The organism is Stenotrophomonas sp. GD04024 (genome assembly GCF_029837545.1).
GTDB lineage: Bacteria > Pseudomonadota > Gammaproteobacteria > Xanthomonadales > Xanthomonadaceae > Stenotrophomonas > Stenotrophomonas forensis.
On the sequence record NZ_JAOEDV010000026.1, the window covers coordinates 25364 to 51539 of the forward strand.

Consider the following 26176-nt stretch of genomic DNA (forward strand, 5'->3'; position numbering starts at 1 on the left):
TCCCTTGTCGTATCCCTATCCGCTGGTCGTGTTCGACCTCGACGGCACGCTGGTCGACAGCGCGTCCGATATCGCCGAAGCACTGAACCGCACGCTGGAAGACATCGGTGTGGCGCGCGTGCCGCAAACCACGGTGCTGGGCTGGATCGGCGATGGTGTGCGTCGCCTGGTGGAGCAGGCCGTGCATGCCGCCGGCCGCGAGGTCGATCTGGCCGCGGTGATGCCGGTGTTCATGGTGCACTACCGGGAATGCCTGCTGCGCAGCCCACGCCTGTTCGATGGCGTTGCCGACGCATTGGCACAGCTGCGTGCGCGCAACGTGCCGCTGGCGATCTGCACCAACAAGCCCGAAGCGCTGGTGCCTCCGCTGCTGCAGCACCTGGGCATCGGTGATGCGTTCGCGCTGGTGCTGGGCGGCGACTCGCTGCCGCAGCGCAAGCCCAGTGGTGAACCGCTGCGCCACATCGCTGCGCACTTCGGGTTGCCGGTAGATGCCTGCCTGATGGTCGGTGATTCGCTCACCGACTATCGCGCCGCTGAAGAGGCCGGCATGCCGATCGCGCTGGTGCGCTACGGCTATCCGCGTGGCCTGGATCTGGCCTCCGCACATGCGGTGGCCGTGATCGACGACCTGCGTGAGTTGCCGGGGTTGCAGCGCTGATGCAGCGGGTAGTGCCGGCCGCTGGCCGGCAATCCGGGGCGCTCTGCCGGAGGTCATGATGCTGCCGGCCAGCGGCCGGCACTACCATGACCGTTGCGGTCATTTCGGCTGGTAACGCACGCTCAGCTGGTACTCGCGGCCGGGCTGGTTGTACCACGCCACGGTCTCGTACCTGCGGTCGAACACGTTGGCCGCACGCGCCAGCAGCGACCACGACGGCGTCAGCGCGTACTCGGCACGCAAGTCCAGCGTGCCGTAGCCGCCGACCTTCACCGAGTTGCCGGCGTTGTCATAGCGCTTGCCCGCGCCCTGCACGGTCAGGCCGGCGCGGAAATCGCCGAAGCGGCGATCGATGTCCAGGCGCGCGGTCTGCTGCGCGCGGCGCGGCAGCCAGTTGTCGAACTGGGTGCTGCCGCGGGTGCGGTTGCGCGGGTTGGTGTAGCTCAGCTGCGCGTTGATATCGAAGCCGGCCAGCAGCACGCCACCGGTCAGCTCGGCGCCACGGATACGCGCCTTCTCCACCTGCTGCATCTTCATCGTGAGCGCATCGTAGGTGATCAGGTCATCGATGCGGGTCTCGTACACGTCCAGGCCCCAGTGCCAGCCCTGGCCCTGCTGTGAAACGCCAAGGTTGGCGCTCTTGGACTTCTCCGGCTTCAACGTCGGCACGCCGCTCCACGGGTCGTACAGGTCGCTGAAGGTCGGCGCCTTGAACGCGGTGCCGTAGCTGGCGTTGACGCGCAGGCCGTGGTCCAGTTGCATCGCCCAGCCAACGCTGCCGGTGGCGTGGTTGCCGAACTGCTGGTTGTCGTCGTTGCGTGCGCTGGCCTGCAGCTGGTGGCGGCCGAAGCGGCCCTGGTACTGCACGAACACGCCGGTGTTGCGGCGGCTGTCAACGAGGTAGCCCGCGCTGCTGCCATCCAGGTTGTCTTCGCTCCAGTCCACGCCGGCGCTCAGCAGCTGGCCTTCGGCCAGGCCGAAATCGCCTTGCAGCGAGGCGCTGTCGCGGTGGGTCTGCGCGCTGCCGCGTGCGCCGAAGTCGCCGAAGTTGTCCGACTCGTTGTCGCTGCGGCCGACGTTGGCAGTGAACGCCACGCGTTCGGAGGGGGTGTAGCGCACCTTGCCGGCCAGCACCTGCTGGCGGGTTTCGGAGTAGTTGTAGTAGCCGTCGTAGTGGTTCCTGCCGTCGGCGCGCAGCGCGCTGCCTTCCACGTTCCACTGGTCGTTGAAGGTGTAGCCGCCACGCAGGCTCTTGGACAGGTTGCGGTAGCCGTCGCGGTCGTGTTCGTCGGCAAAGCAACCGGCAGTGAACACCGAGGAAGAGCCGCGGCAGGCATCGATGCCATCGGAATGCTGGTAGGCGATGTCGGCGCCAAACCAGCCGCGTTCGGTCCCGCCACCAATGCCACCGCTGGCCTCGCGCAGGCCGTTGCTGCCACCGCCGAGCTGGAAGTGCGGGGCGAAGTCACCGGCGCTGCGGCGGGTGAAGATCTGGATCACGCCACCGATGGCATCGGCGCCATACAGGCTGGACTGCGGTCCGCGCACGATCTCCACGCGCTCGATCTGCGCCAGCGGCAGGTCCTGGTACATGGCCAGGCCGAGGTCGGCGCTGTTGATGCGCACGCCGTCGACCAGCACCACGGTGTGGCCGGAGTTGGTGCCGCGCAGGAACAGCGAGCTCTGCTTGCCAAGTCCGCCGGCGTTGGTCAGGTTGATGCCGGCGCGGCCGCGCAGCAGTTCCTGCAGCGAGGTGGCCTGGCTGGATTCGATCTGCGCGCGGTCGATGACCTGGGCCGGCGCGATGCTGTCCTGCAGGGCGATCGGCGTGCGGGTGGCGGTGACCAGCACCTGGTCGAGCGCGGTGGTGTCATCGGCGGCCTGCGCCAGCGTGGGCAGCGTGGCCAGTACGGCCAGGGTGAGCATTCGGGTCTGCAGCTTCATCGGGGGGACTCCAGGTGCCACGCACGCCCGCGCAGCGAAGGGGAGGAGTCGCGAAGCCAGGCACGCGCCGATGCCACGGCCGACGCCGTGCTCATCCAGCGCCATGCCCACCGCATCGCGACCTGAGGCTTCCGGGCCGGTCTCCGGGCTTGCCGCCGAGTGGCGCGAGGCCACCGTCCAGGCGCCTTCCCATGCGCGTGGCACAGTGGCGTTGTTGCCTGGAACTGACGTGCTTACCGTTGCGGGGGCAGCGCCGGCCTGGCGTTGAATCACGCGTCACCGGCTTCCCGTTTCAACCTGCCGGCCAAGGCCGCAGGTCACCTGGAAGTGCGCGCAGTCTACGCCATCCCCGGCAGCCGTAGGGTCGAGCTTGCTCGACTGCCTTTGCTGTGCCCTTAGAATGGTCCCTCGATCCCGTGGTGCCGTTGCCGATGTCCGCCCGTTTTCCGCTGTTCCCGCGTTGCCTGTACGGGGCGCACGCATGATCCTCGACCTGGTCCGCCATGCCGGCAACGGTCGCGATGAGTTCCTCGATGGCCGCACCGATCCACCGCAGCTGGCGCCGCTGCCACAGGAACTGGTCGACGCCTACGCCGCACAGCCGTGGGAGCGGGTGATCAGTTCGCCGCGGCTGCGCTCGCTGCATACGGCGATGGCGCTGGCCACTGCACGCGGCCTGGATGTGGAGGCGGACGAAGAGTGGGAAGAACTGGATTTCGGTGATTGGGACGGGCAGTCCCTGTTCGATCTGCCGGAAGACGCGCTGGCGGCGTTCCATGCCGACCCGCACGCGTTCCCGCCACCGAACGGCGAGAGCTGGGGCCATTTCGAGCGGCGCATCGCACGCGCGCTGGATCGCCTGCTTGATGACGATGACCCGCTGCCGACACTGGTGGTCAGCCACGGTGGCCCGCTGCGCATGGTGCTGTCGCAGGTGTGCGGCCTGCCGATGTCGCTGTGCTGGGCGCTGCGCATCGACCACGGCACGCGCCTGCGGGTGCGGCTGGAGCGCGGTGACGCGGGCCTGGTGGGCGAACTGCTGGAACTGCAGCAGCCCTGAGCGCACCCGCCGGGCATGGCCCGGCGCTACCGATCCCGCATCACAGTGGTAGTGCCGGCCGCTGGCCGGCATCCCCAGGAACGCGGAGGGCTCAATCCTCGTCGGCGCTCTCGGAGACGCTGTCTTCAGCGTCATCGTCGGCATCGAAGCGTTGCTCATGCACCGGGCCCGAAGCCGGGCCGGCTGCCTTCAATGGATGCGCGGCGATGCGTGCTTCGTAGTCCTGCACCAGCGCTTCGCGCTGCGCCTCGCTCAGTTCCTGCCAGTGGCAGTCCAGCAATGCGCCTTCCAGCGAGTACAGCAGGTTCAGGCTGGGCTTGAAGCCCGCCCGCTTGACCTTGACGAAGGCGCCGACCGCACCGATCGCGACCAGCTCCTCGCGGCTGCGCAGGCCGACCTGGCGCAGCCACGCCGCACTCTTGGGGCCGATGTTGCGCAGCTTCGGTGCGCTCATCCCAGGGCCTCGACGAACACGCGGGCGATGGCTTCCAGCCCGGCCTGGTCCTCGGCATCGAAGCGGCCAACCTTCGGGCTGTCGATGTCGAACACGCCGATCAGCTCATCACCGCGCAGCAGTGGCACCACCAGCTCCGAGCGCGAGGCCGAGTCGCAGGCGATGTGGCCGGGGAAGGCATCGACGTCGTCCACGCGCTGGGTCACGCGCTGGCTGGCGGCCGCGCCGCACACGCCCTTGTCCAGCGGGATGCGCACGCAGGCGGGCAGGCCCTGGAACGGGCCGACCACCAGTTCCTTGCCGTCGTAGAGATAGAAGCCGACCCAGTTCAGGTCGGGCAGGGCGTGATAGACCAGTGCGGAGAGGTTGGCCGCGTTGGCGATGCGGTCGGACTCGGCGTAGACCAGGCCACGGGCCTGTTCCAGCAGCTGGGCGTATTGTTCCGGCTTGCTGCCGGTGAGCGAGGCATTGGCGAACATGCCCGCAGTCTAGCAAGCGTGCGCGGCCGGCGATAATGCACGCTCTGTTGCCCTGCTGGAGCCCATCGATGCCGTTGCCCGCCACGCTGCCACCTGCCCTGTTCGTCACCGGTACCGACACCGAGATCGGCAAGACCGCGGTCAGCACCGCGCTGCTGCACACGCTGCGCCGCCGTGGCCTGCGCGCGGTCGGCATGAAGCCGGTGGCCAGCGGCAGCGAGGATCTGGGGCAGGGCCTGCGCAACGAAGACGCGCTGGCCCTGCAGGCGGCCAGCTGGCCGGTACCGGACTATGCCGACCTGAACCCGTATGCGCTGCGGCAGCCGCTGGCACCGGAGCTGGCCGCTGCCGAAGATGGCGTGCAGGTGGAGCTGGCGCCGATCGTGGCCGCGTTCGCGCGCCTGCGTGCGCAGGCCGATGTCGTGGTGGTGGAGGGCGTTGGCGGCTGGTTGGCGCCGGTCTCGGCCACGCTGGACCAGCTGGACCTGGTGCGCGCGCTGCAGTTGCCGGTGCTGCTGGTGGTGGGCATGCGGCTGGGCTGCGTCAACCACGCGCGGCTGACCGCGCAGTCGCTGCAGGCCAGCGGTGTGGCGTGCCTGGGCTGGGTCGGCAATCACATCGACCCGGCGATGCAGCGCCAGGACGAGAACATCGCCACGTTGAGGCAGCGCCTGCCGATGCCGTGCTGGGGACGGCTGCCGCACCTGCCGGGGGCAAATGGCGAAGCGCTGGCCGCGCACCTGTAGTGCCGGCCGCTGGCCGGCAATCCCGGGATCGCTGGGTGGATGCAGTTGCCGGCCAGCGGCCGGCACTACCGCGTTGCAGCCGCCAGCTCGCGCGCGATCGCACCCAGTCGCTCCACCGCACCGATGAAGCGCGCATCCAGGGTCTGGCAGCACGACAGCCGCAGGCAATGCCGGTAGCGGGCGCCGCGCGAATAGACCTGGCCGGGCATGAACACGATGTCTTCCTGCAGCGCATGCTCGAACAGTTCGCGCGTGTCCACGCCCGGCAGTTCCAGCCACAGCAGGAAACCGCCCTGCGGCTCGGTGGCGCGGGTGCCCGCCGGGAAGTGCTCGGCCACCAGCTGGCGCAGCCGTCCCACCTGCTCGCGATACAGGCGACGCATGCGGTGCAGGTGGTGCTCGTAGCTGCCCGCCTCCAGGTAGGCTGCCACCGCATCGCCGAGGAGTTGCGGTTCGCCGCCGGTGGACTGGAACTTCAGCAGCGCGATGCGTTCGGCGAAGCGGCCACCCTCCAGCCAGCCGATGCGATAGTCCGGGGCCAGGGTCTTGGAGAAACCACCGACCACCATCACCCATCCGTCGCGATCGAAGGCCTTGAGCAGGGGCGCGGGCGGTTCGCAGAACTGCAGCTCGGCATACACCGCATCTTCGATCAGCGGCAGCTGGCGTGCATTGACCAGTTCGGCCAGTCGCTGCTTGGCGGATGTGGGCATGGTGCAGCCCAGCGGGTTGTGCACGGTCGGCATCACCACCAGCGCGGCCAGCGCCGTGTGTTCGAGCAGGGCCTCCAGGGCATCGACATCCAGCCCCTGCTGCGGGTGGGTGGGCAATTCGATGGCCTGCAGGCCGAGGGTGGCCAGCAGGGGATACAGGTTGAAGTAGGAGGGCGCCTCGATGCCGACCGCATCGCCGGACCGGGTGACGGCACGCAGCGCCAGCTGCAGCGCTTCCATCGCGCCATGGGTCAGCAGCAGGCGGTCGCTGTGGGTGTGCAGGCCCATGCGCGGGCCGCGGCGCACGATCTGTGCCAGCAGCCGCGGCGAGCCATTCGGGCGCGCATAGGTTTCCACCGTCTGCTGGCCATGACGCAGCACCTGTGCAGTGTGCCGGGCAAGCTGCGCCCCGGGATAGAACTGGCGACCACGGGGGCCGGCGAAGGCCAGGTCGATCACGCCGGGTCGGCGCTGTGCCTCCAGCACACGGGCCATCAGCGCCTGCTGCAGCGGCGCGGTGGGCGCCGACGGCGTATCGCGCAACGAACGTTCGGGCACCGACAGGCGCGGTGCGACCTCGAAGCCGGCCTTGGGCCGTGGAATCACCAGGCCGGCATCTTCCAGCTGGCGATAGGCCGCGATCACGGTGTTCAGGCTGAGCCTGCGCTGCAGCGCCATCTGCCGCAGCGAGGGCAGGCGGCTGCCAACGGGAAGGCGACCGCCGTGGATGGCCTCGGCCAGTTCATCGGACAGCCGCTGGTAGCGGGGAGGGATCATCGCGCTCTGGTCATCTGTATCCATCGAAGTTCCCGCCAACTGGAGCTGTACCCCTGACGTTGGCGAGCCTAGCATGTCGTTGTCGGACGGGCCTGATCGGGGCGCGGCCGATACTTCCCAAGCGCACGGCGGGATCGCCGTGCGTCTTTTTTCGGTAGTGCCGGGAACTGCTTGCCCAGCGCCGCCAGCTTCGGTGCGTCGTAGTAGCGGATGTAGGCCGCCTGCGGGTAGTTCGTCATGTAGTTCTGGTGATAGCTCTCGGCCGGGTAGAAGCGCTGGCCGCTGCCCAGCTGGGTGACGATCGGTGCGCGGTAGCTGCCGGCCTGGCCGAGCTGGGCGATGTAGGCGCGGCTGGCGGCTTGCTGGCGCGCGTCGTCGCTGAAGATCGCCGACCGGTACTGGCTGCCGTGGTCCGGCCCCTGGCGGTTGAGCTGGGTCGGGTCGTGCACCACCGAGAAGAACACCTGCATCAGCTGCCCGTAGCTGACCTGGCGCGGATCGTAGTCGATCTTCACCGCTTCGGCGTGACCGGTCTGGCCGCTGCTGACCCGCTCATAGTGTGCGTTGGCGGCGCTGCCACCGATGTAGCCGGACACCGCATTGCTCACGCCCTTGACGTGCTGGAACACGCCCTGCACGCCCCAGAAGCAGCCGCCGGCAAACACCACGCTGGCGTGAGTGGCGTCATCGCGGAACGCCGCATCGCCGGTGGGTACCGGCAGCGCCTTGGCCTGCGCGCTGGCTTCGACCGGTGCGGCGATCGCGCCGTGGTCGACCAGCAGCACGCCGGCGATCAATGCGGTGGCTACAAGACCGGCAACACCTGCAGCAATACCCTGTTCAAAGGAGAGTTTCATCGTGTCCTCCCGGTTCAACCAAAGGTGAAGGCGTAGGCCTGCACGCCCGCATCGAGGAATTCGATCTCGAAGCGGTGCGGGCCGACCGTGCCGCGCTGGCGCACCAGCTGGAACAGGCGGTGTTCGTTGACCACGCCACTGCCATCGGCGCCGACGTCACTGCCGGCATCGGTGGCGGGCAGTGGCTTGCCGTCCAGCCACACGCGGAAGCGCACCGGCTTGCCGTCCTGGCCCGGTGCCAGCACCAGGTGCAGGTCGCGCGCATGGAACTGGAAGGCGATGCGGCCGCCGGCGCGCTGCAGTTGCGCGGCTTCGTCGGTGATCGTCCACTGCCCGGACAGGCCCCACTGGTTCAGCGCCAGGGCGGTGGGCAGCGTGTAGTCGAACGCGGTGTCGCTGCGTTGCCCGCCGGGCGAGGCGAACTGTTCGGCACGGGCGTGGCCCAGGTAGGTTTCCGGCGAGCGCAGGTTGCCCATGTCGGCCTGCGCGGCAACGCCCTGCAGGTCGGCCGCGGCGGGATCGGCTGGCGGCGGAAGGTGGGTCTGGCCGGCTTCGGTCAGCAGCCGGCGGATCACCTGTTCCGAGCGCGCGTAGTTGCCTTCGCCGAACTGGTGGCCGCGGATGTTGCCCTGCGCATCGACGAAGTACTGCGCCGGCCAGTAGCGGTTGTTGAACGCACGCCAGATCGTGTACTGGTTGTCCAGCGCCACCGGGTACTCGACCTTCAGCTGCTGCACCGCCTTCATCACATTGCGTGGGTCACGCTCGAAGGCGAACTCCGGCGTGTGCACGCCGATCACCACCAGGCCGTGGTCGCGGTAGCGGCGCTCCCATTCGTGCACGAACGGCATCGCGCGCAGGCAGTTGATGCAGGAGTATGTCCAGAAGTCGACCAGCACCACCTTGCCGCGCAGCTGCTGGGCGGTCAACGGCGGGCTGTTGAGCCAGCCGGTGGCGCCATCCAGCGCGGGCAGGGTGCCCTCCACCGGCAGCGGTGCATCGGCACCGGCATTGGCGCCGGCCATCATCATCGGCGGTGCCGCCGGTTGTGCGCCGGGTACCGCGTCCAGCAGGCCCTGCTCGATGTGCGCGGTGCTGACCGTGGACAGGCGGGTCAGCAGGCCGGTGTCCCAGCCGAGGCCGATCGCCACGACGGCCAGCAGCGCGGCCACGCCCAGCACCTTGCGCAGCACATCACCCACGCCGAGCCGCGCCTGCATCGCGCGGAACACCCGGCCGCCGATCCATACCGCCAGCGCCAGCGCGGTGATCGCGCCCAGTGCATAGGCCAGCAGCAGCGCAGTGGTGCCGACGCTGGCGCCGTGCAGGACGGCGCCGGTCAGCACCAGGCCCAGAATCGGCCCGGCGCATGGCGCCCACAGCAGGCCGGTGGCGATGCCGATCAGCAGCGAGGTCCCTGCGCCACCGCGTCCTGCGGCGTCAGCGGCATCGGCGCGTGCGCTCAAGCGTGCACCCACGCGCTGGAACGGGGCCAGCAGATGGTCTGCCAGTCGCGGCCACAACAGTGCCAGCGCGAACAGCGCCATCAGCACCAGGGCGATCCAGCGGCCGACCTGGTTGGCCTGCGCCACCCATTGGCTGCCCACCGCCGCCAGGCTGGCCACCACGGTGAAGGTGAGCGCCATGCCCAGCAGCAGCGGCAGCGTGCTGCGCATGAAGGGACGGTCGGCGCGCGCGAACACGAACGGCAGCACCGGCAGGATGCAGGGGCTGAGCAAGGACAACGCACCCCCGAGGTAGGCAAGCAGCAACAGCAGCATGGTCAGGCTCCGGACGTGGGGGAAGAACCGACCGGCACCCGCCAGCCGTCGGCGGTGCCGCCATCGGCCGCACCGGGAACGAACACCAGCGCTGCACCGTTCATGCAGTAGCGCAGCCCGGTCGGGCGCGGGCCGTCATTGAAAACGTGGCCGAGATGGCCGCCGCAGCGGCGGCAGTGCACCTCCACCCGCAGCATGCCGAAGGTGACGTCGCGGTCTTCGCCGATGGCGTTGTGCAGCGGCGCCCAGAAGCTCGGCCAGCCGGTGCCGCTCTCGAACTTGGTGGACGAGGAGAACAGCGGCAGCGCGCAGCCGGCACAGGCGAACGTGCCCTGCCGGTGCTCCTTGTTGAGCGGGCTGCTCCATGGCCGCTCGGTGGCCTGCTGGCGCAGCACCGCGTACTGGGCCGGGGTCAGGCGCTGGCGCCAGTCGGCGTCGCTGTGCATGACCTCGAACTGGCGCGCCGGGCGCGCTTCGGCAGCGGCCGGCGCGGCGCGGCTGCACGCGCCGAGGCCGAACAGGCCGGCAGCGGTGGCGACACCGCCCAGGCCCAGCAGATGGCGGCGGGTGAGGGTCATGGCGGACTCCGGGAAGGGACGACGGGGCCATGCTGCGCCCGCCCGGGTCAACGAATCCTCACGCAGGATTCAATTTTTCGTGAGGTATCGGCGACCATCCCGCGCCACAATGCGGGCAGCCCCCCACTGGCCCCGAGCTGCCGATGTCCGCCAAACGCGTGCTGATCGTTGAAGACGATGCCCACATCGCCGACCTGCTGCGCATGCATCTGGGCGATGAAGGCTATGACGTGGCCCACGCCGCCAGCGGCGATGCGGGACTGCGCCTGCTTGAACAGGACGGCCCGTGGGATGCGCTGGTGCTGGACGTGATGCTGCCCGGCGTGGACGGCCTGCAGGTGTGCCAGCGCGCACGCGCGATGGCGCGTTATGTGCCGATCATCATCATCAGTGCACGTGGCAGTGAAACCCAGCGCATCGTCGGCCTGGAACTGGGTGCGGACGACTACCTGGCCAAACCCTTCTCGATGCCGGAACTGGTGGCACGGGTGCGCGCGCTGCTGCGCCGCGCCGAGGCGATGGCGCAGAGCGCCCGCATCGATGCCGGCGCGATCGAACTGGGCGGGCTGCAGCTGGACCCGGTTGCACGCACCGCGTCGGTGGAGGGCACTGCGCTGGAACTGACCCCGCGCGAATTCGACCTGTTGCTGTTCTTCGCCCGTCATCCGGACCAGGTGTTCGCGCGAATGGAACTGCTCAACCAGGTCTGGGGCTATCAGCACGATGGCTACGAGCACACGGTCAACACCCATATCAACCGGCTGCGCAGCAAGATTGAAACCGACCCGGCCAATCCGCGGCGGCTGCTGACGGTGTGGGGACGCGGCTACAAGCTGGTCGATCCGGCCGGGGCGGCGGCATGATCAGGCCGAACCTGTGGCAGAAGCTGGCGGCGGTGATCGCCGCACTGATGCTGATGTGCTGCATGGCGCTGCTGGCGCTGCAGATGCGTGCCAACACCCGCCACGAACAGGAAGTGGTGCAGCGGCTGTCGCTGGGCCTGGCCGAGCACATCGCCCAGCGCAGCGAGCTGATGGACACCAGCGGCATGCGCGACGCCGCAGTGCGCGCCTTGTTCGGCCAGTTGATGGCAGTCAACCCCAGCGTCGAGGTCTACCTGCTGGACGACCAGGGCCGCATCCTCGGCCACGATGCGCCCAGCGGCCATCTGGTACGCAACCGGGTGGACGTGGCGCCGTTGCGCCGGCTGCTGGCCGGCGCGCCGCTGCCGATCCTCGGCGACGATCCGCGCAGCGCGGATGGCCGCAAGGTATTCAGTGCCGCGCCGTTGATCGTGCAGGGCCGTCAGGCGGGTTACGTGTACGTGGTGCTGGTCGGCGAGCACCGGCAGATGCTGGCCGACGACCTCGCCGCCGGTAGCCAGTGGAACACCACCTGGTGGTCGGTGATGCTGGTTGGCAGCCTCGGCCTGCTGGCCGGGCTGGTGGCGTTCTACTGGGTGACCCGCCCGCTGCGGCGGCTGACCCGGCGCATCCAGGCCTTCGACATCGACGCACCGACGCCACTGCCGCCACCGGAGCCCCTGCGCCCCGGCGAGCGCGACGAGCTGGTGATCCTTGAGCACGCGCACGCGCAGATGGCGCAGCGGCTGGGCGAACAATGGCAGCAGCTGCGCCAGCAGGACCTGCAGCGGCGCGAGCTGGTGGCCAACATCTCGCATGACCTGCGTACGCCGTTGTCGTCGCTGCATGGCTATCTGGAAACGCTGGCGTTGAAGGACGCCACGCTGTCACCGGACGAACGCCGTCGCTACCTCGGCATCGCCCTGGCGCAGAGCGCCAAGGTCGGTCGGCTGGCGCGCGCGCTGTTCGAGCTGGCGCGGCTGGAGCATGGCGAGGTACGCCTGGAGTGGGAGGTCTTCGCGTTGCCGGAGCTGCTGCAGGACGTGCTGCAGAAGTTCGAGCTGGCCGCGCAGGCGCGCAACCAGCGCCTGCATGCCGACTTCCCGCCGGGCCTGCCGCTGGTGCGCGCAGACCTGGGCCTGGTCGAGCGTGTGCTGACCAATCTGCTCGACAATGCGTTGCGGCATGCGTCGGAGGGAGGCCGGATCGAGGTGTGCCTGCGCGCGACACCCGACAGCGTCGAGGTCAGCGTCGCCGACGATGGCCCCGGGGTGGCGCCAGCGCTGCGCACGCAGCTGTTCCAGGCACCGGCCGCGCTGGGCGCGCGCCGCGGCGAGAACGGTGGTCTCGGTCTGCTGATCGTGCAGCGCATCGTGCAGCTGCACGGTCGTCGCATCGAACTGCGTGACAGCGAACGTGGCGCACTGTTCGTGTTTGCCCTGCCGCGCGCGGAACCGGCGGGCTAGCAGGCCGTATCGCCTTCTACTACGCCGCCGGTTTCCAGCGGCAGGTGCAGGCGGATGCAGGCCCCGCCCAGGTCTGAATCGGTTACCTCGACGTGGCCGCCATGCTTGTCGGCCACTACCTGCACCAGCGCCAGGCCAAGCCCGAAGCCGGGGCTGCCCGGGTCCAGCCGCACGTAAGGCTGCAGCACCTGGCCGCGCAGTTCCGGCGCGATGCCGGGGCCGTCATCCTCCACCTGCAGGCACAGCCAGCCGTCGTCCACCGTGCTGGCGATGCGGATCTGCCGGCGCGCATAGCGCAGCGCATTGCCGAGCAGGTTGCGCAGCGCCAGTTCCAGCATGTGCCGGTTGACGTTGACCAGGCCCACCGGCGACAGCACCTGCTGCACTGGCATCGGCAGGGGGGCGAACTGGGCGATCACGCCGCGCACCAGCGCCGCCAGCTGCAGCCGCTGGCGGGTCAGCTGGTGGCAGCGGCCGAGGGCAGCGTACTCGACGCCGGCGTCGGTGAGGTGCTGCAGCCGGTCGACATCGGTGCGCAGGCCGCCCAATGCATCGCGCTGGAGCTCATCCAGCGCGGTGTCCTCGAGGTCGGCCAGGCCGAAACGCATCCGCGCCAGCGGGGTACGTACCTCGTGCGCCACGGCCTGCGCCAGCACGCGCTGGCTTTCCAGCAGCTGCTGCAGCTGTTCGGCCATGTGGTTGAAGGCATTGGCCAGTGGCCGTACCAGCGCGGTACCGGCACGCGGCGCGCGCGTGTCGAGCTGGCCATCGCGCATCTGACGCGCCGCCTGGGCCAACTGCGAGACGTCGCGCCACAGGCGGTAGACCATCACGTACATCGGCAGGGCCACGGCCACCATCAGGATCAGCAGCAGGATCGCCACGCCGGACACTTCGCTGTCCTGCCATCCCTCCTCAGGCAGTGCTTCGTCCAGCGGCCCCAGCATTACCGCGTAGTCGCTGTCGCCGATCCGCTGCAGGCTGCGCATGTGCTCCAGGTCGATCTGCACACGGCCGTTGTTGAACGGCGGGCGCTGGCTGGCAGGCAGTTCCTTCACCGCCTCGGCCAGCGGCACCATGCGCAGCGCGTAGGCGAAATCGGCGTCGAGTTCGCGCGCCAGCACCGGCCACTGTTCGCGCGGGGTTTCGGCGAAGCGGTGCTGCAGCAACGCATGGGTGCCGCGCATCTCGGCCTGCAGGCCGGCTTCGGTGCGGTCTTCCAGCAGCGCGTCCCACGCCCACAGGCCAAGCACGATCAGCAGCAGGTGGGCGACCAGGAAGCCGATGCCATAGCGCAGGAAGTGGAAGGCGTGGCCGCGCATCGCCGAGGGCGTGCGCTTCATCCCCATGCCGAGCGGCTGAACAGGTAGCCGCGTCCGCGGACGGTCTTGATCCGTTCCGGTTGTTCCGGGTTGTCGCCCAGCTTGCGTCGCAGGCGCGAGATGCGGGCATCAATCGAGCGGTCCAGCCCATCGAAGGCGATCCCGCGCAGGCCGCGCAGCAGCGCGTCGCGGTCGAGGATCTGGCCGGCGTTGCTGGCCAGCAGGAACAGCAGGTCGAACTCGGCGGTGGTCAGTTCCAGCAGGGCACCCTGCAGGTGCACATTGCGCGTGGACGGGTCGATGCTCAGCTCGCCGAAGCGCAGGCTGCCGTCGCGCGGCTCGACCCGGCGGTGGCGGCGCAGGTGGGCGCGCAGGCGGGCCAGTAGCACCCGCGGTTCGATCGGCTTGCCGATGTAGTCGTCGGCGCCCAGTTCCAGCCCCAGGACCTGGTCGATGTTGTCGGTACGGGCGGTCAGCACGCAGATGATGCCGTCATAGTGGGGCCGGATCTGCCGACACACTTCGAAACCATCCTGGTCGGGCAGGCCGACATCGAGCAGGACCAGGGCCGGTTTTTCGGCCAGGATCCGGGTCACGGCGCGCTCGCCGCTGCGCTCGTGGGCGACCTGGTAGCCATGCCGCTGCAGATAGTCACTGACCATCGTACCCAGGCGGGCATCGTCTTCGACCAGTACGATATCCAGCATTTTCAAGGCCTCCGTGGACGCAAACGTACCGCCACGGCACGAGCGCGGCGATGCTATCCCAGCCATCGGGCCGCCCGGGTCCAGGGGGCGGGCGCCATTCAGCCGGGGTTGCTGGCGCACGGGCCGGGTCTCAGCCCCGGCAACCACTTGGCGCCAAGCATAGCCGGTTGCCGTTACAAAACGTTACCTTCATCACACGTCTGGTGACGATCGCTGACAGCAATGCGACTGACGCGGGGCGGGCGCGGGCCGAGCATGGAGTCTCCTCCGTTCCGCGTGCCGTTCCCATGTCGCCCGCCAACCTCTGCCTGCCGTGCCTGTCCCGCCGCCACTGCGGAGGTGCCCGATGAGCGGCGTGGTCGGGGCCTGGCTGCCGCCCGCCGAAGACGAGCACCTGCTGCAGCAACTGGCGCCGATGCTGCGCGCGTTGCAACAGCGCGGCCGGGGTCGCATCGGCTACTGGACCGATGCCGAGGCCGGCCTGGCACTCGGCCATTGCCGGGCGCCGACCGATACGCCCCTGCAGCCGCTGAGCTCGGACTGCGGCCGCTACGTGCTGTGCCTGGACGGACGCCTGTACAACCGCGCCGACCTGCAGGCCCAGCTGCGCGATCTGCCGCGCAACTGCAGCGACGCGCGGCTGCTGTTGCAGGCGATCGTCGAGTGGGGCGTGGAGCGGGCGCTGTCGCGCATCGAGGGCGCCTTTGGTTTCAGCGTATGGGACCGCGAGTCGCGCGCGCTGTGGCTGGCCCGCGACCCGGTGGGCGAGCGGCCGCTGTACTACGGCTGGCACCAGGGCAGGTTCCTGTTCGCGTCGGAACTGAAGGCGCTGCAGGCGTTTGAGGGTTTCTCGCCAAGCATCGACCAGGATGCCCTGAGCCTGCTCCTGCGCCATGACTACGTGCCGGCGCCGCACACCATCTACCGTGGCATCCACAAGCTGGTGGCCGGCGCGATGTTGCGCATCGACATGAATGACCATGCTGCGGGGCACTCCAGCATGGCCGCGCAGGGCGGTTCGCGTTACTGGTGTGCACGCGATGCGATGCACAGCGCGCTGCAGGAACCCCTGCAGCCGGCGCCGAGCCTGGAGCAGGCCACTGACCAGCTGGAGGCGGTGCTGCAGAAGGCCATCGCTGCACGCATGCACTCGCCGCTGGCCTGCGGCGCGTTCCTGTCCGGCGGCACCGACTCCTCGCTGGTGACGGCGATGATGCAGGCGCAGTCGACCCTGCCGATCGAAGCGTGGACGGTCGGCTTCGACGATCCGGGCCACGACGAGAGCGATTGGGCTTCGCAGGTGGCGCGCCACCTGGGCGTGCAGCACCACCTGCACCGGATGGACGCGCGCCAGGGCCTGGACCTGCTGCAGCGGCTGCCGCAGGTCTGGTGCGAGCCGTTCGCCGACGCCTCGCAGCTGCCGACACTGCTGGCCAGTGAACTGCTGGGTGCGCGCAAGCCGGTGGCATTGACCGGTGACGGTGGCGACGAACTGTTCTTCGGACATCCCAGTTATGGCCGCGCGCTGCGCAATGCGCGCCTGTGTGGTGGCCTGCCGGACTGGGTACGTGACCTGGCGCGGCGCAGCGGCAACCGCATGAACGTCGAGCGTGGCCGCCTCGGTGGCTGGCGCGCACTGGTGGCCGAGGTCGCCGCCAACGATGTGGAAGGTCATTACCTGCAGCGCGTGACCCGCTGGCGGCAGCCGGCGCAGGTGGTGCTGGGCGCGCGCGAACCGGTGACGATCTTCCAGCAGCAGGACACGGCGCTGCCGGCCGAGGCGCGCATCCAGCTGCTCGATTTCCGCATGGATCTGGCCGAAGGCATTCTCGCCAAGGTCGATCGCGCGGGCATGGCGGCGGGCGTTGAAACCCGTGCGCCGCTGCTGGACATGGAGGTGGTGCGCCTGGCCTGGCGCCTGCCGCAGCATCTGAAGTACCACGATGGCGAGCACAAGCTGATTTTGAAGCACCTGCTGGCGCGCTACCTGCCCGAGCCGCTGGTGTACCGCCCCAAGCGCGGCTTCGGCCCGCCAATGGCGCGCTGGCTGGCGGGTCCGCTGCGCGATTGGGCGGAGGCGCTGCTGGATCCGCAGCTGCTGCGCAACCAGGGCTGCTTCGATGCGGTGCGCGTGCGCGGCATCTGGGAGGCGTTCCTGCGCGGCGAGCGCAAGTGGCACACGCACTTGTGGAACGTGCTGATGTTCCAGGCGTGGCACCAGCATTGGCACGGTGGTCGCGGGCGCTGAGGTTCCTTCGCGGATTGTTCTGCGCGGCGCAGGGCGCAGGCCCTTGCGTACGAATGTCCTCCGGCGCCGGCCGTTGGCCGTCACCTCCTCCTTTACTTCGTACGCAAGGGCCTCCGCCCTGCGTTCGGAGTTCGTCGGCGCCTCCTTGAAAGGCTGCCGCGAGCACTGCGCTTTACCTCCCGTAGGCCGAGCCTCGTCGGAGCCCACGCGTTCGCGGCAATTGCGGACGAAGACGTGCTTGTGGCGGATTGTTCTGCGCGGCGCAGGGCGGAGGCCCTTGCGTGCGAATGTCCTCCGGCGCCGGCCGTTGGCCGTCACCTCCCCCTTTACTTCGTACGCAAGGGCCTCCGCCCTGCGTTCGGAGTTCGTCGGCGCCTCCTTGAAAGGCTGCCGCGAGCACTGCGCTTTACCTGCCGCAAGCCGAGCCTCGTCGGGGCCCATCCGTTCGCGGCAATTGCGGACGGAGACGCGCGTGTGGCGGAATCATTCTGCGCGGCGCAGGGCGGAGGCCCTTGCGTACGAATGTCCTCCGGCGCCGGCCGTTGGCCGTCACCTCCTCCTTTACTTCGTACGCAAGGGCCTCCGCCCTGCGTTCGGAGTTCGTCGGCGCCTCGTTGAAAGGCTGCTGCGAGCACTGCGCTCCACTCACCGCACGCCGAGCCTCGTCGGGGTAGGCAGGGGTTTGGGCAAAGTAAGGGAGGAGGTGACGGCCAACGGCCGGCGCCGGGGGACATTTGCCCAGGCCCCTGCCTGCCCCGGCGGGGCCCTTCAGTTCGCAGAGCGTCCAGACGAAGAAGCGCTCTTCCATCCAGACAACAGGCAAAAAAAGACCCGGCAGAGGGAGGGATCTGCCGGGTCCGGATTGCGTGGGGGGAGGGACCCACGCAATGAGCGTTGCGTCGCGTCAGTGGCTGTTCGCGTCCGCGCTTGATTCGTTGTAACCCTGCACCAGTTCGGACCAGGCCTTGCCGGCCTGCAGGCCGAGGCCGACCACGTCCTGCTGGGCCTGGCCCAGCCGCTGCAGGTTGTCCTGCCACAGCTGCGTGCCCTTGCTGAGCACCCCGGCCGCATCGTCGCTGCGGGCCAGTTCACCCAGCCAGCCACCGGTCGCGGTCAGGTTCCGCTCCAGCGCCTTCAGCTGCACGCCGAACATGCTTTCGGCGTTCTCCAACGCCAACCGGTTCGCACGCGTTGCCGCGGCAGCAAGCTGGCGGGTGGCATCACTGAAGCGATCGCTGAAGGCGGCGGCCATGGGCATCAGAGTGTGACTTGATGCAATGCAGCATACGCCGTTGATGCCGCATTGCAACAAAAATAACGAAGGCGCCCATGGCGCCTTCAGAAAACCTTTCAGATCAATGATTTGATCAGATGGCCGGGCCACGGTAGCGGCAGCCGGAGGTACAGGTCTCGTGCACGGTGATCTCGCTCAGCGCCGGCAGGCTGGGCTTGAGCTCGTTCCAGATCCACACCGCCAGGTTCTCGCTGGTCGGGTTCTCCAGGCCGGGGATGTCGTTGAGGTAGTGATGGTCCAGGCGCTCGTAGATCGGCTGGAATGCCGCCTTCACGTCACCGAAATCCATGATCCAGCCCGTCTGCGCGCCGGGCTCGCCCTCGACCTTCAGTTCCACCCGGAACGAGTGGCCGTGCAGGCGCGCGCACTTGTGCCCCGGCGGCACGTTGGGGAGGCGGTGCGCCGCCTCGAGCATGAAGACTTTGAAGATTTCCATGGCGGCGATTGTACGCCGCGGCTGTCGCCTCTGGCCGGGTGGATGTTGGTTGCTCGTGAAGAAACTCTTTTCATCCGGATGAAGAGATGATAGCTTCTCTTATATCCGTATGAAGAGATGTTATTGGCCGGACCCCGGCCAGGCATGGACTACTGCGGAACTTCGTCGTCCTTACCACCTCCCCCACATCGTCATGCCCAAGCACACCCTGCTCGTGGCGGCCCTGGCCGTCGCTCTGGCCGCGCCTTTGTCCGCCGCCGCCGAATCCTCCGCCGATGCCAGTGGCGAAGCCAGCACCCTGGCCGCCGTGCGCGTCACCGGTTCCAACATCAAGCGCACCGATACCGAAGCCTCCAACCCGGTGCAGGTGATCGGTCGCCAGCAGCTGGAACAGACCGGCAAGGCCACCGTGGCCGATGTGCTGCGCTCGATCTCGGCCAATACCGGCAACGCCAGCAACGAAACCACCAACAACGGCTGGGCCTCCGGCTCGGCTGGCATCGGCCTGCGTGGCCTGTCGCAGAAGAACACGCTGGTGCTGCTCAACGGCCGCCGCCTGGCCAACTACGGCTTCCCGGCCGGCGGCCTGTCCGACACCTTCGTCGACCTCAACGCGCTGCCGCTGGTCGCAGTGGAGCGCATCGAAGTGCTCAAGGACGGCGCCTCGGCCGTCTACGGCTCCGATGCGGTGGCTGGCGTGGTCAACATCATCACCCGGCAGAACTTCGAAGGCGCCGAGATCGGTGGCAGCTTCGGCGGCGCCGACCAGGGCGGCCTGCACGAGCAGAACCTGAAGTTCGTCGGCGGCCTCGGTGATCTCGACACCGATGGCTACAACATCCTGTTCAGCCTGCAGGGCTACAACCGCGAGCGCCTGGACCAGGACGAACGCAACCTGACCAGGAGCGGCATCTACACCGACAAGCCGGGCGGCCGCTGGAACGGCTGGTCGGCCAAGGGCGCGCGCTACCTGGTGAACGGCGTGTCGGTGCCGATGCTCGATGCCAACGGCAACTGCCCGACCGGCACCACCCGCGTTGCCAGCGCGCCGATCGACGGCCTGGCCGGCGATACCTGCGGTTTCAACCAGGCGCCGTTTACCACCCTGATTCCGTCGACCAAGCGCTACCAGGCCTACGCCAACGGTACCTTCCGCCTGAACGACAACGTCGAAGCCTTCGGCGAAGTGCTGTACAGCCAGATCAAGAGCACCGCGTGGTTCGGCAGCAGCCCGTTCTTCACTCTGGAAAGCGGGCGCTTCGCACTGAACGCGGACAGTGGCCTGGCCGAGCCGGTGTCGTCGCTGCTGCCGGCCAACAATCCGTACAACCCGTACGGCCGCGCGATCCCGATCGAGTACACCTTCTTCGACCTTGGCGGCACCCTCAAGACCAACCGTTCCACCGCCTATCGCGGCGTGTTCGGCCTGCGTGGCACCACCGCGAAGTGGGACTGGGAAGTGGCCGCGTTCGGGGCGCGCAGCAGCGAGCGCGAGAGCGTGTCCGGTGGCTTCGCCAACCGCTGGGCGCTGGCCGATGCACTGGCCACCGGCAGCTACAACCTGCTCAACCCGGCAGCCACGCCGCAGTCGGTGCGTGATGCGATCAACATCGCCACCCTGCGTCCGGCCGAGTCCAAGCTGCAGGGCATCGACGCGAAGATTTCCGGCAGCCTGGGCCACACCTGGGCCGGTGAGATCGGCTTCGCCGCCGGTGCCGAGTGGCGCCGCGAGAAGCTGGACTCCAACAATCCGTGGCAGATCGATGCCGGCCTGCAGGTGCGCCCGGCCATTGCCGAAGTGCATGGCCAGCGCCAGGTCAGCGCCGCCTACGCCGAAGTGAACGTGCCGCTGGCCTCGACGCTGGAATTGTCCGCGGCCGCACGTGCCGACCACTACGATGACTTCGGCAATGCGTTCTCGCCGAAGCTCGGCCTGCGCTGGCAGCCGCTGGACGTCCTGCTGGTGCGTGCTTCGGCCTCGAAGGGCTTCCGCGCGCCGTCGCTGTCGGAGAACTCCAACAGCACCAGCATCGCCTACGGCAGCGTGGTGGATCCGCGTGACCCGGACGTGCCCGGTTCGCGCCAGAACCCGACCTTCTTCACCGTCGGCAACAATGCACTGAAGCCGGAGCGCACCAAGAGCGTGAACTTCGGCGTGGTGCTGTCGCCGTGGGCCAACACCAACCTGAGCGTGGACTACTACCGCATCCAGCTGGACAACCTGGTCGGCACCAACAACACCCAGACCCTGGTCAACGACAACGTGGCCGGCGCCGTGCAGCGCGACGAGCGCGGCAAGCTGCAGGCGGTGTACAACCGCTACCAGAACCTCAGCGAACTGAAGACCTCGGGCATCGATGTCGAGCTGCGCCAGCGCATCCCGACCGCAGCGCTGGGTGACTTCACCGTGTCTTCGGCCTACACCCACGTGCGTGACTACCGTCGCCCGACCGTGGTCGGCGGCCCGCTGGTCGACTACGCCGGCAGCAACCTCGGCGCGACCCTGCCCAAGGACAAGGCCACCACCACGCTGGACTGGAAGCATGGCGACTTCAACGCGGCGGTGACCTGGTACTACACAAGCAGCTACCGCCAGGAAGCCAGCACCGCGGCCAAGGCCGTGCAGCAGCGCGTCGGCAGCTACAGCCAGTACGACCTGTACCTGGCCTACACCGGCGTCGACAAGCTCACCGTGTACGCCAAGGTGCAGAACCTGGCAGACAGGACGCCGCCGTACGACGCCTCGTTCCCGGGCATCCGTGCGCCGTACGACTTCAGCCAGTACGACCTGCGCGGCCGCTACTTCACGCTGGGCTTCGACTACCGCTTCTGATCCACCCACCGCGGCCGGCTACCCAAGGGAGCCGGCCGCGCGACTACCTGCCGTTGTGTTCCAGGGGAGCCACCGTGTCCTTGCATCGCCGTGCCGTTCTTCCGTTGCTGATCGCCGCAGTCACTGCACTGTCCTCGCCGCAGCCGGCGCAGGCACAGAGCGCGTACTTCTTCCCGCAGGCCACCGAAGCGGCCGCATTCGATACGTCCATTCCCACACCGGAACAGTTCCTCGGCTATCCGGTCGGCAGCCGTTACACCCGGCATGACCAGCTGGTGGCCTACTTCCAGGAACTGGCGAAACGCTCGGACAAGATCAGCGTGCGCGAGATCGGCCGCAGCTACGAGGGACGCCCGCTGTTGATCGCCACGGTCACTGCGGCGGGCAACCAGGCGCGACTGGAACAGATCCGCCAGCAGCACGCGACCCTGGTCGATCCGGCGCAGCCGCGCAGCGCCGCCGGTGACAGCCCGGTGGTGGTGTGGCTGGGCTACAGCGTGCACGGCAACGAGACGTCCAGTGCCGAAGCCGCGATGCTGACCGCGTACTACCTGGTGGCCAACCAGAGTGCCGACACCCAGCGCTGGCTGCAGCAGGCAGTGGTGCTGTTCGACCCTGCGCAGAATCCGGACGGCCGTGATCGCGCGGCCAACTGGCACAACGCCTGGGCCTCGGACCCGGCTTCGGCCGATCCGGCCGACAAGGAACACGTCGAGCCGTTCCCGCAGGGCCGCACCAACCACTACTTCACCGACCTCAACCGCGATTGGCTTGCGCTGACCCAGCAGGAGTCGCGGCCGAAGGTGGAGGTGTTCCACCAGTGGTACCCGAACGTGCAGATCGACTTCCACGAGATGGGCAAGGACAGCACCTACTACTTCGAGCCGTCGCCGAAGAGCATGCACAGCCCGTTGATCCCGGCGGCATCGTACGAATTCAACAAGACCCTGGCCAAGTACCACGCGCAGGCGCTGGATGCATTGGGCTCGCTGTACTACACCGGCGAGAACTTCGACAACTTCTCGCCGGTCTATGGCTCCACCTATCCGGACTTCCACGGCGCGGTCGGCGTGACCGTCGAGCAGGCCAGTTCACGGGGCCGCGTGCAGGAATCGGTGAATGGCCTGCTGGCGTTCCCGTTCACCATCCGCAACCAGGTTGCTACCGGGCTGGGCACGGTGCGTGGTGCAGTGACCGAGCGCAGCGGCCTGTTCGACCTGCAGAAGCAGTTCTTCCAGAGCGCACTGAAGCAGGCCGCGCAGCAGCCGGTGAAGAGCTTCGTGTTTGGCGATGCGCATGACCCGGCACTGACCCGCCGCCTGCTGGAATTGTTGCTGCTGCATCGCATCGAGGTGCGCGCGCTGGATCGTGCGGTCACCCTGGATGGGCAGCACTTCGCGCCGGGCAACGCCTACGTGGTGCCGGTGCAGCAGGCGCAGTTCCGGCTGGTGCATTCGATCTTCGCCGAGACGCCGCCGATCAAGGGCGACGTGTTCTACGGCAGCACCAGCTACGCGATCGCACCGGCCTACGGCGTGGCGTTCGCGGGCAGTCGCAGTCGCATCGACGGTGGCGCCCGCATCGCGGAGCTTCCATCGGTACAGGGCGAGGTGCGTGGCGGCCAGGCCGGTTTTGCCTATGTCATCGACTGGCGCGACTACAACGCGGGCCGGGCGCTGGCGGTGCTGCAGGGCAAGGGCTTGAGTACACGCGCAACCTTCCAGCCGTTCACTGCCGCCACCGCACAGGGCGAGGCGGACTTCGCTGCCGGCAGCATCGTCATTCCTGTGGCCGGACAACCGCTGCAGGGCGTGGCGCTGCTGGATGCGGTACGTGCTGCCGCACGCGTTGCAGGCGTGCAGGTGCATGCGCTGTCCAGTGGGCGCAGCCGCGAGGGCGTTGACCTCGGCAGCGATGGCGTCAAGGCGCTGCGCAAGCCTGCCGTGGCACTGGTGATGGGCGAGGGTGTGGCGGCCACCGAGATTGGCTCGGCTTGGTTCCTGCTCGACCAACAGCTGCGGTTGCCAGCCAGCAAGCTGGACCCGCAGCAGCTGGGCAAAGTGCCGCTGGATCGTTACACCACCATCGTGCTGTCCGGCGGTACCTATACCGGCGTCGATGCCACCGCGGTGGCTGCACTGAAGCGCTGGGTGCAGGCCGGAGGCTCACTGGTGACCTACGGCAGTGCTTCGAAGTGGGCGATCGAACAGAAGCTGGCCGACGGCGAGATACTCGGCAAGGACGAAGATGCCGCTGGCGAGAGTCGTCGCGCGTTCGGTGACCAGCGCGACATTGCCGCGATCGAGCGGGTCAGCGGCAACATCCTCAGTGCCGACGTGGACACCAGCCATCCACTGGCGTTCGGGGTGCCACGCCGGCAGCTGTCGATCAACAAGGAAAATACGGTGACGCTGCAGCCGAGCGCGAACCCGTTCTCGACCGTGGTGCGCATCGACACGCCGCCGCGGGTGAATGGTTACCTGTCAGAGCGCAACCGCACGCGGGTGGCGGGCAGCGCGTGGCTGCTGGTGTCGGCGCAGGGGCAGGGCAACGTGGTGCTGTTTGCCGATGATCCGGCGCATCGCAAGTACTGGCACGGGACGGATCGACTGCTGATCAACGCGATCTTCTTCGGGAATCTGGTGAATCCGAGTAAAGCGCGGGGTTGAGGCGTTTGGCGCCGAGTTGTTGCTGAGTTTGGGAGGCAGGGGGCCTCATCCAGGACACGCCGTAAACCCATCCATGGGGGCTCGGTGGCGCCATCCATGGCGCCAACGGTCCTGCGCAGCCCACCCGGCCTCCCCTCGACGGTTTCCTGCGGGCGCGGATGCATCAAACCCAAGGCGGGAGCAAAAGCAAAAGCAAAAAGCCGTCGGCTTCGGCTTTTGCCTTTGAATTTGATCTTTCTTCTCCCGGCTACCCGGCGGGACAAGCAGGCGCAGGCAATGCTTGAAGCGGATGGGCGTGGGGCCAGCGCAAAACCGTGAGGCGCATGGATGCGCCGACCGAGCCCCCATGGATGGGTTTACGGCGTGTTTTGCGCTGGCCCCACGCCCATCCGCCCTCAGCACAACGCACCGCCTGCTTCTACTCACGGTAGCCAGCAACAAAAAAGGACGGCACCTCAGCGCCGTCCCTCGATAGCCCCCCGCGCAGCGGGAAGCACAACAAACCCTCAGCTGCGATCAGCCGGCGCGACCGCCGCCGTTGCCACCCTGGCCGCGGCCACGGCCGCCCCCATTGCCGCCACCACCACGACGCTGGCCCGCGCCTGCACCCGCACGCTGCTGGCCATTGCCACCGCCCTCGCGACGGCCGCCGCCGGACTTCTTCGGGCCCGCATGCGCATGGCGCGGTGCGTCACCGTGCGGACGGCGCGCGTGGTTCTTGCGCGGTGCGCGCTCGCCGGTATCGTGCTCGGCCTTGCCCGGTGCACTGTTGCCCCAGCGGATCGGCGTCTGCAGCTCGAAGCCCGGCACATCGCGGATGTCCATGTCGCGGCCCAGCAGGCGCACGATGGCACGCAGCAGCTTCACTTCATCCTGCGCCACCAGCGAAATCGCCTGGCCGGTGGCACCGTTGCGGCCGGTACGGCCGATGCGGTGCACGTAATCCTCGGCCACCATCGGCAGGTCGAAGTTGATGACCTTCGGCAGCTCGTTGATGTCGATGCCACGCGCGGCGATGTCGGTGGCCACCAGCACGGTCACGCGGCCCGCCTTGAAGTCGCCCAGTGCACGCAGGCGCTGGCCCTGGCTCTTGTTGCCGTGGATCGCCGCGGTCTTGATGCCCGACTTTTCCAGGAACGTGGCCAGCTTGTCGCTGCCATGCTTGGTGCGTGCGAACACCAGGGTCTGCTCGCGGCTGTCCTGCGCCAGCAGGTGCAGCAGCAGGTCGCGCTTGCGGCCGGCATCGACCGGGTGCACGCGGTGGGTGATGGTTTCGGCCACGGTGTTCTTCGGCGTCACCTGGATCTGCTCCGGGTTGCGCATGAACTCCAGTGCCAGCTGGCGGATGTTGTCCTCGAAGGTGGCCGAGAACAGCAGGGTCTGGCGGTTCTGCTTCGGCAGCTTGGCCAGGATGCGCTTGATCGACGGCAGGAAGCCCATGTCGAGCATGCGGTCGGCTTCGTCCAGCACCAGCAGTTCAATGCCGGACAGGTCGATGCTGCGACGCTCCAGGTGGTCGATCAGGCGGCCCGGGCACGCCACCAGCAGGTCCACGCCGCGGCGCAGGATGTCCAGCTGGTTGCCCATGCCGACGCCGCCGTAGATGCACGCGCTGGGAATGCGCAGGTACTTGCTGTAGCCGCGCAGGCTGTCATGCACCTGGGTGGCCAGTTCGCGGGTCGGAGCCAGGATCAGCGCGCGCGGCTTGCGCGGGCCGCTGCGCACTTCCTGCGAGGCGGTGCCCAGGTGCTGCAGCAGCGGCAGGCCGAAGGCGGCGGTCTTGCCGGTGCCGGTCTGAGCGCCGGCCAGCAGGTCGCGACCGGCCAGCGCCAGCGGGATCGCCTGCTGCTGGATCGGGGTCGGGTTTTCGTAGCCCTGCTCGGCGAGCGCACGCAGCAGGAAGGGCGCCAGGCCCAGCGATTCAAAAGACATTGAGTTTGCTCCAAGTACAAGAAACGCCTGTCCGACTGGACAGACGGGGGCAGATCAAACTGATCGGCTGACTCGGAGCGTTCCCGTGAACCGCGCTGCGAGAATTGGGTGCAGCCGGCACGAAGCGCAGGCTGGAATGCGTGACGAACGGCGTCGGAGTGGGGGCGGGCGAAGAGGGCGGACCCAGGTCGCCGGCGATCCCGGAGGGAAACGGACGGCCGCTGCAGACCCCGCAAGTCTAAACGATGTTTGAGACTTCACGCAAAAAGGCCTGTTCAGGTAGGGGGCTGCCTGCAGGGCTTGCAGCCCTGCACCCGCAGAGGCCAGAGCCAAGGCCGGAGCAAGATCAAAAGCCG

At 68.3% G+C, this 26176-nt stretch carries 20 protein-coding genes and 1 riboswitch; of the genes, 8 read left to right on the top strand and 12 right to left on the bottom strand.

Translation table 11 applies throughout. The features are described 5' to 3' along the window. Positions 1-4 precede the first annotated feature (4 nt). The gene (gph, locus tag N7590_RS10810; RefSeq protein WP_164242468.1) at positions 5-661 is read left to right on the top strand and encodes a phosphoglycolate phosphatase; all 657 of its coding nucleotides are present in this window, start codon (positions 5-7) and stop codon (positions 659-661) included. A 99-nt stretch (positions 662-760) separates the two neighbouring features. Here gph and btuB read toward each other — a convergent pair whose 3' ends face one another. Further along, complete coding sequence (gene btuB, locus N7590_RS10815) at positions 761-2605, bottom strand: TonB-dependent vitamin B12 receptor (RefSeq protein ID WP_164242469.1); 1845 nt, start codon at positions 2603-2605, stop codon at positions 761-763. A 116-nt stretch (positions 2606-2721) separates the two neighbouring features. After that, positions 2722-2945: riboswitch (cobalamin riboswitch) on the bottom strand. A 141-nt stretch (positions 2946-3086) separates the two neighbouring features. Between btuB and N7590_RS10820 the strand changes: the two genes are divergently transcribed. Next, positions 3087-3665, top strand: coding sequence for a histidine phosphatase family protein (locus tag N7590_RS10820; RefSeq protein ID WP_164242470.1), 579 nt, complete (start codon positions 3087-3089; stop codon positions 3663-3665). 91 nt (positions 3666-3756) lie between these two features. Here the strand turns inward: N7590_RS10820 and N7590_RS10825 are convergent, their stop codons facing one another. Further along, positions 3757-4119: a TfoX/Sxy family protein gene (locus N7590_RS10825; protein WP_053509731.1), complete on the bottom strand. Its 363-nt coding sequence runs from the start codon at positions 4117-4119 to the stop codon at positions 3757-3759. After that, positions 4116-4598 carry a GAF domain-containing protein gene (locus N7590_RS10830; RefSeq protein ID WP_004154035.1) on the bottom strand — a complete coding sequence of 161 codons (483 nt, stop codon included), beginning with the start codon at positions 4596-4598 and terminating at the stop codon, positions 4116-4118. Before N7590_RS10830 ends, N7590_RS10825 begins: the two co-directional genes overlap by 4 nt. Positions 4599-4666: 68 nt before the next feature. Between N7590_RS10830 and bioD the strand changes: the two genes are divergently transcribed. Next, complete coding sequence (gene bioD, locus N7590_RS10835) at positions 4667-5344, top strand: dethiobiotin synthase (protein ID WP_164242471.1); 678 nt, start codon at positions 4667-4669, stop codon at positions 5342-5344. Positions 5345-5409: 65 nt separating this feature from the next. Here bioD and N7590_RS10840 read toward each other — a convergent pair whose 3' ends face one another. From N7590_RS10840 to msrB, 4 genes are read right to left on the bottom strand one after another with little or no spacing between them, the layout of a single operon-like run. Next, positions 5410-6858 (bottom strand): PLP-dependent aminotransferase family protein, encoded by a 1449-nt coding sequence (locus N7590_RS10840; RefSeq protein WP_164242472.1) that lies wholly within the window; start codon positions 6856-6858, stop codon positions 5410-5412. A gap of 44 nt (positions 6859-6902) precedes the next feature. Then, positions 6903-7691 (bottom strand): peptide-methionine (S)-S-oxide reductase MsrA, encoded by a 789-nt coding sequence (gene msrA, locus N7590_RS10845; protein WP_279935479.1) that lies wholly within the window; start codon positions 7689-7691, stop codon positions 6903-6905. A 14-nt stretch (positions 7692-7705) separates the two neighbouring features. Then, complete coding sequence (locus N7590_RS10850; RefSeq protein ID WP_164242473.1) at positions 7706-9472, bottom strand: cytochrome c biogenesis protein CcdA; 1767 nt, start codon at positions 9470-9472, stop codon at positions 7706-7708. 2 nt (positions 9473-9474) lie between these two features. Further along, complete coding sequence (msrB, locus tag N7590_RS10855; RefSeq protein WP_164086235.1) at positions 9475-10050, bottom strand: peptide-methionine (R)-S-oxide reductase MsrB; 576 nt, start codon at positions 10048-10050, stop codon at positions 9475-9477. Between the two features lie 143 nt (positions 10051-10193). On the opposite strand from msrB, the gene N7590_RS10860 reads away from it, so the two are divergent. Together N7590_RS10860 and N7590_RS10865 are read left to right on the top strand one after the other, a co-directional pair. Next, on the top strand, positions 10194-10913 hold the full coding sequence (locus tag N7590_RS10860) for a response regulator transcription factor (protein WP_053448687.1): 720 nt from the start codon (positions 10194-10196) through the stop codon (positions 10911-10913). Further along, positions 10910-12379 (top strand): HAMP domain-containing sensor histidine kinase, encoded by a 1470-nt coding sequence (locus N7590_RS10865; RefSeq protein ID WP_164242474.1) that lies wholly within the window; start codon positions 10910-10912, stop codon positions 12377-12379. The genes N7590_RS10860 and N7590_RS10865 overlap by 4 nt, the downstream gene beginning before the upstream one ends. Here N7590_RS10865 and N7590_RS10870 read toward each other — a convergent pair. Together N7590_RS10870 and N7590_RS10875 are read right to left on the bottom strand one after the other, a co-directional pair. Next, positions 12376-13722, bottom strand: a complete 1347-nt coding sequence (locus tag N7590_RS10870; RefSeq protein WP_164242475.1) for an ATP-binding protein — start codon at positions 13720-13722, stop codon at positions 12376-12378. The genes N7590_RS10865 and N7590_RS10870 overlap by 4 nt on opposite strands. Continuing rightward, positions 13719-14408, bottom strand: coding sequence for a winged helix-turn-helix domain-containing protein (locus N7590_RS10875; RefSeq protein WP_164242476.1), 690 nt, complete (start codon positions 14406-14408; stop codon positions 13719-13721). Before N7590_RS10875 ends, N7590_RS10870 begins: the two co-directional genes overlap by 4 nt. 346 nt (positions 14409-14754) lie before the next feature. On the opposite strand from N7590_RS10875, the gene asnB reads away from it, so the two are divergent. Continuing rightward, complete coding sequence (gene asnB, locus N7590_RS10880) at positions 14755-16656, top strand: asparagine synthase (glutamine-hydrolyzing) (RefSeq protein WP_053448691.1); 1902 nt, start codon at positions 14755-14757, stop codon at positions 16654-16656. Positions 16657-17560: 904 nt separating this feature from the next. Here asnB and N7590_RS10885 read toward each other — a convergent pair. Beyond that, a complete protein-coding gene (locus N7590_RS10885) occupies positions 17561-17908 on the bottom strand; it encodes a phasin family protein (RefSeq protein ID WP_049455872.1) in 348 nt (115 codons plus the stop codon). 115 nt (positions 17909-18023) lie between these two features. Continuing rightward, positions 18024-18386 (bottom strand): 6-carboxytetrahydropterin synthase QueD, encoded by a 363-nt coding sequence (gene queD / locus N7590_RS10890; RefSeq protein WP_053448692.1) that lies wholly within the window; start codon positions 18384-18386, stop codon positions 18024-18026. Between the two features lie 193 nt (positions 18387-18579). On the opposite strand from queD, the gene N7590_RS10895 reads away from it, so the two are divergent. Beyond that, positions 18580-21219 (top strand): TonB-dependent receptor, encoded by a 2640-nt coding sequence (locus N7590_RS10895; RefSeq protein ID WP_164242477.1) that lies wholly within the window; start codon positions 18580-18582, stop codon positions 21217-21219. A 74-nt stretch (positions 21220-21293) separates the two neighbouring features. Then, the gene (locus N7590_RS10900) at positions 21294-23888 is read left to right on the top strand and encodes a M14 family metallopeptidase (protein WP_164242478.1); all 2595 of its coding nucleotides are present in this window, start codon (positions 21294-21296) and stop codon (positions 23886-23888) included. Positions 23889-24404: 516 nt separating this feature from the next. On the opposite strand, the gene N7590_RS10905 is transcribed toward N7590_RS10900, so the two are convergent. After that, positions 24405-25820: a DEAD/DEAH box helicase gene (locus N7590_RS10905; RefSeq protein WP_053448695.1), complete on the bottom strand. Its 1416-nt coding sequence runs from the start codon at positions 25818-25820 to the stop codon at positions 24405-24407. Positions 25821-26176: the final 356 nt, after the last annotated feature.

Bases quoted from the DNA above. Each gene is read 5' to 3' on its own strand.
- btuB (WP_164242469.1), bottom strand. From the start codon at position 2,605: ATGAAGCTGCAGACCCGAATGCTCACCCTGGCCGTACTGGCCACGCTG.
- N7590_RS10820 (WP_164242470.1), top strand. From the start codon at position 3,087: ATGATCCTCGACCTGGTCCGCCATGCCGGCAACGGTCGCGATGAGTTC.
- N7590_RS10825 (WP_053509731.1), bottom strand. From the start codon at position 4,119: ATGAGCGCACCGAAGCTGCGCAACATCGGCCCCAAGAGTGCGGCGTGG.
- N7590_RS10830 (WP_004154035.1), bottom strand. From the start codon at position 4,598: ATGTTCGCCAATGCCTCGCTCACCGGCAGCAAGCCGGAACAATACGCC.
- bioD (WP_164242471.1), top strand. From the start codon at position 4,667: ATGCCGTTGCCCGCCACGCTGCCACCTGCCCTGTTCGTCACCGGTACC.
- N7590_RS10840 (WP_164242472.1), bottom strand. From the start codon at position 6,858: ATGGATACAGATGACCAGAGCGCGATGATCCCTCCCCGCTACCAGCGG.
- msrA (WP_279935479.1), bottom strand. From the start codon at position 7,691: ATGAAACTCTCCTTTGAACAGGGTATTGCTGCAGGTGTTGCCGGTCTT.
- N7590_RS10850 (WP_164242473.1), bottom strand. From the start codon at position 9,472: ATGCTGCTGTTGCTGCTTGCCTACCTCGGGGGTGCGTTGTCCTTGCTC.
- msrB (WP_164086235.1), bottom strand. From the start codon at position 10,050: ATGACCCTCACCCGCCGCCATCTGCTGGGCCTGGGCGGTGTCGCCACC.
- N7590_RS10860 (WP_053448687.1), top strand. From the start codon at position 10,194: ATGTCCGCCAAACGCGTGCTGATCGTTGAAGACGATGCCCACATCGCC.
- N7590_RS10865 (WP_164242474.1), top strand. From the start codon at position 10,910: ATGATCAGGCCGAACCTGTGGCAGAAGCTGGCGGCGGTGATCGCCGCA.
- N7590_RS10870 (WP_164242475.1), bottom strand. From the start codon at position 13,722: ATGAAGCGCACGCCCTCGGCGATGCGCGGCCACGCCTTCCACTTCCTG.
- N7590_RS10875 (WP_164242476.1), bottom strand. From the start codon at position 14,408: ATGCTGGATATCGTACTGGTCGAAGACGATGCCCGCCTGGGTACGATG.
- asnB (WP_053448691.1), top strand. From the start codon at position 14,755: ATGAGCGGCGTGGTCGGGGCCTGGCTGCCGCCCGCCGAAGACGAGCAC.
- N7590_RS10885 (WP_049455872.1), bottom strand. From the start codon at position 17,908: ATGGCCGCCGCCTTCAGCGATCGCTTCAGTGATGCCACCCGCCAGCTT.
- queD (WP_053448692.1), bottom strand. From the start codon at position 18,386: ATGGAAATCTTCAAAGTCTTCATGCTCGAGGCGGCGCACCGCCTCCCC.
- N7590_RS10895 (WP_164242477.1), top strand. From the start codon at position 18,580: ATGCCCAAGCACACCCTGCTCGTGGCGGCCCTGGCCGTCGCTCTGGCC.
- N7590_RS10905 (WP_053448695.1), bottom strand. From the start codon at position 25,820: ATGTCTTTTGAATCGCTGGGCCTGGCGCCCTTCCTGCTGCGTGCGCTC.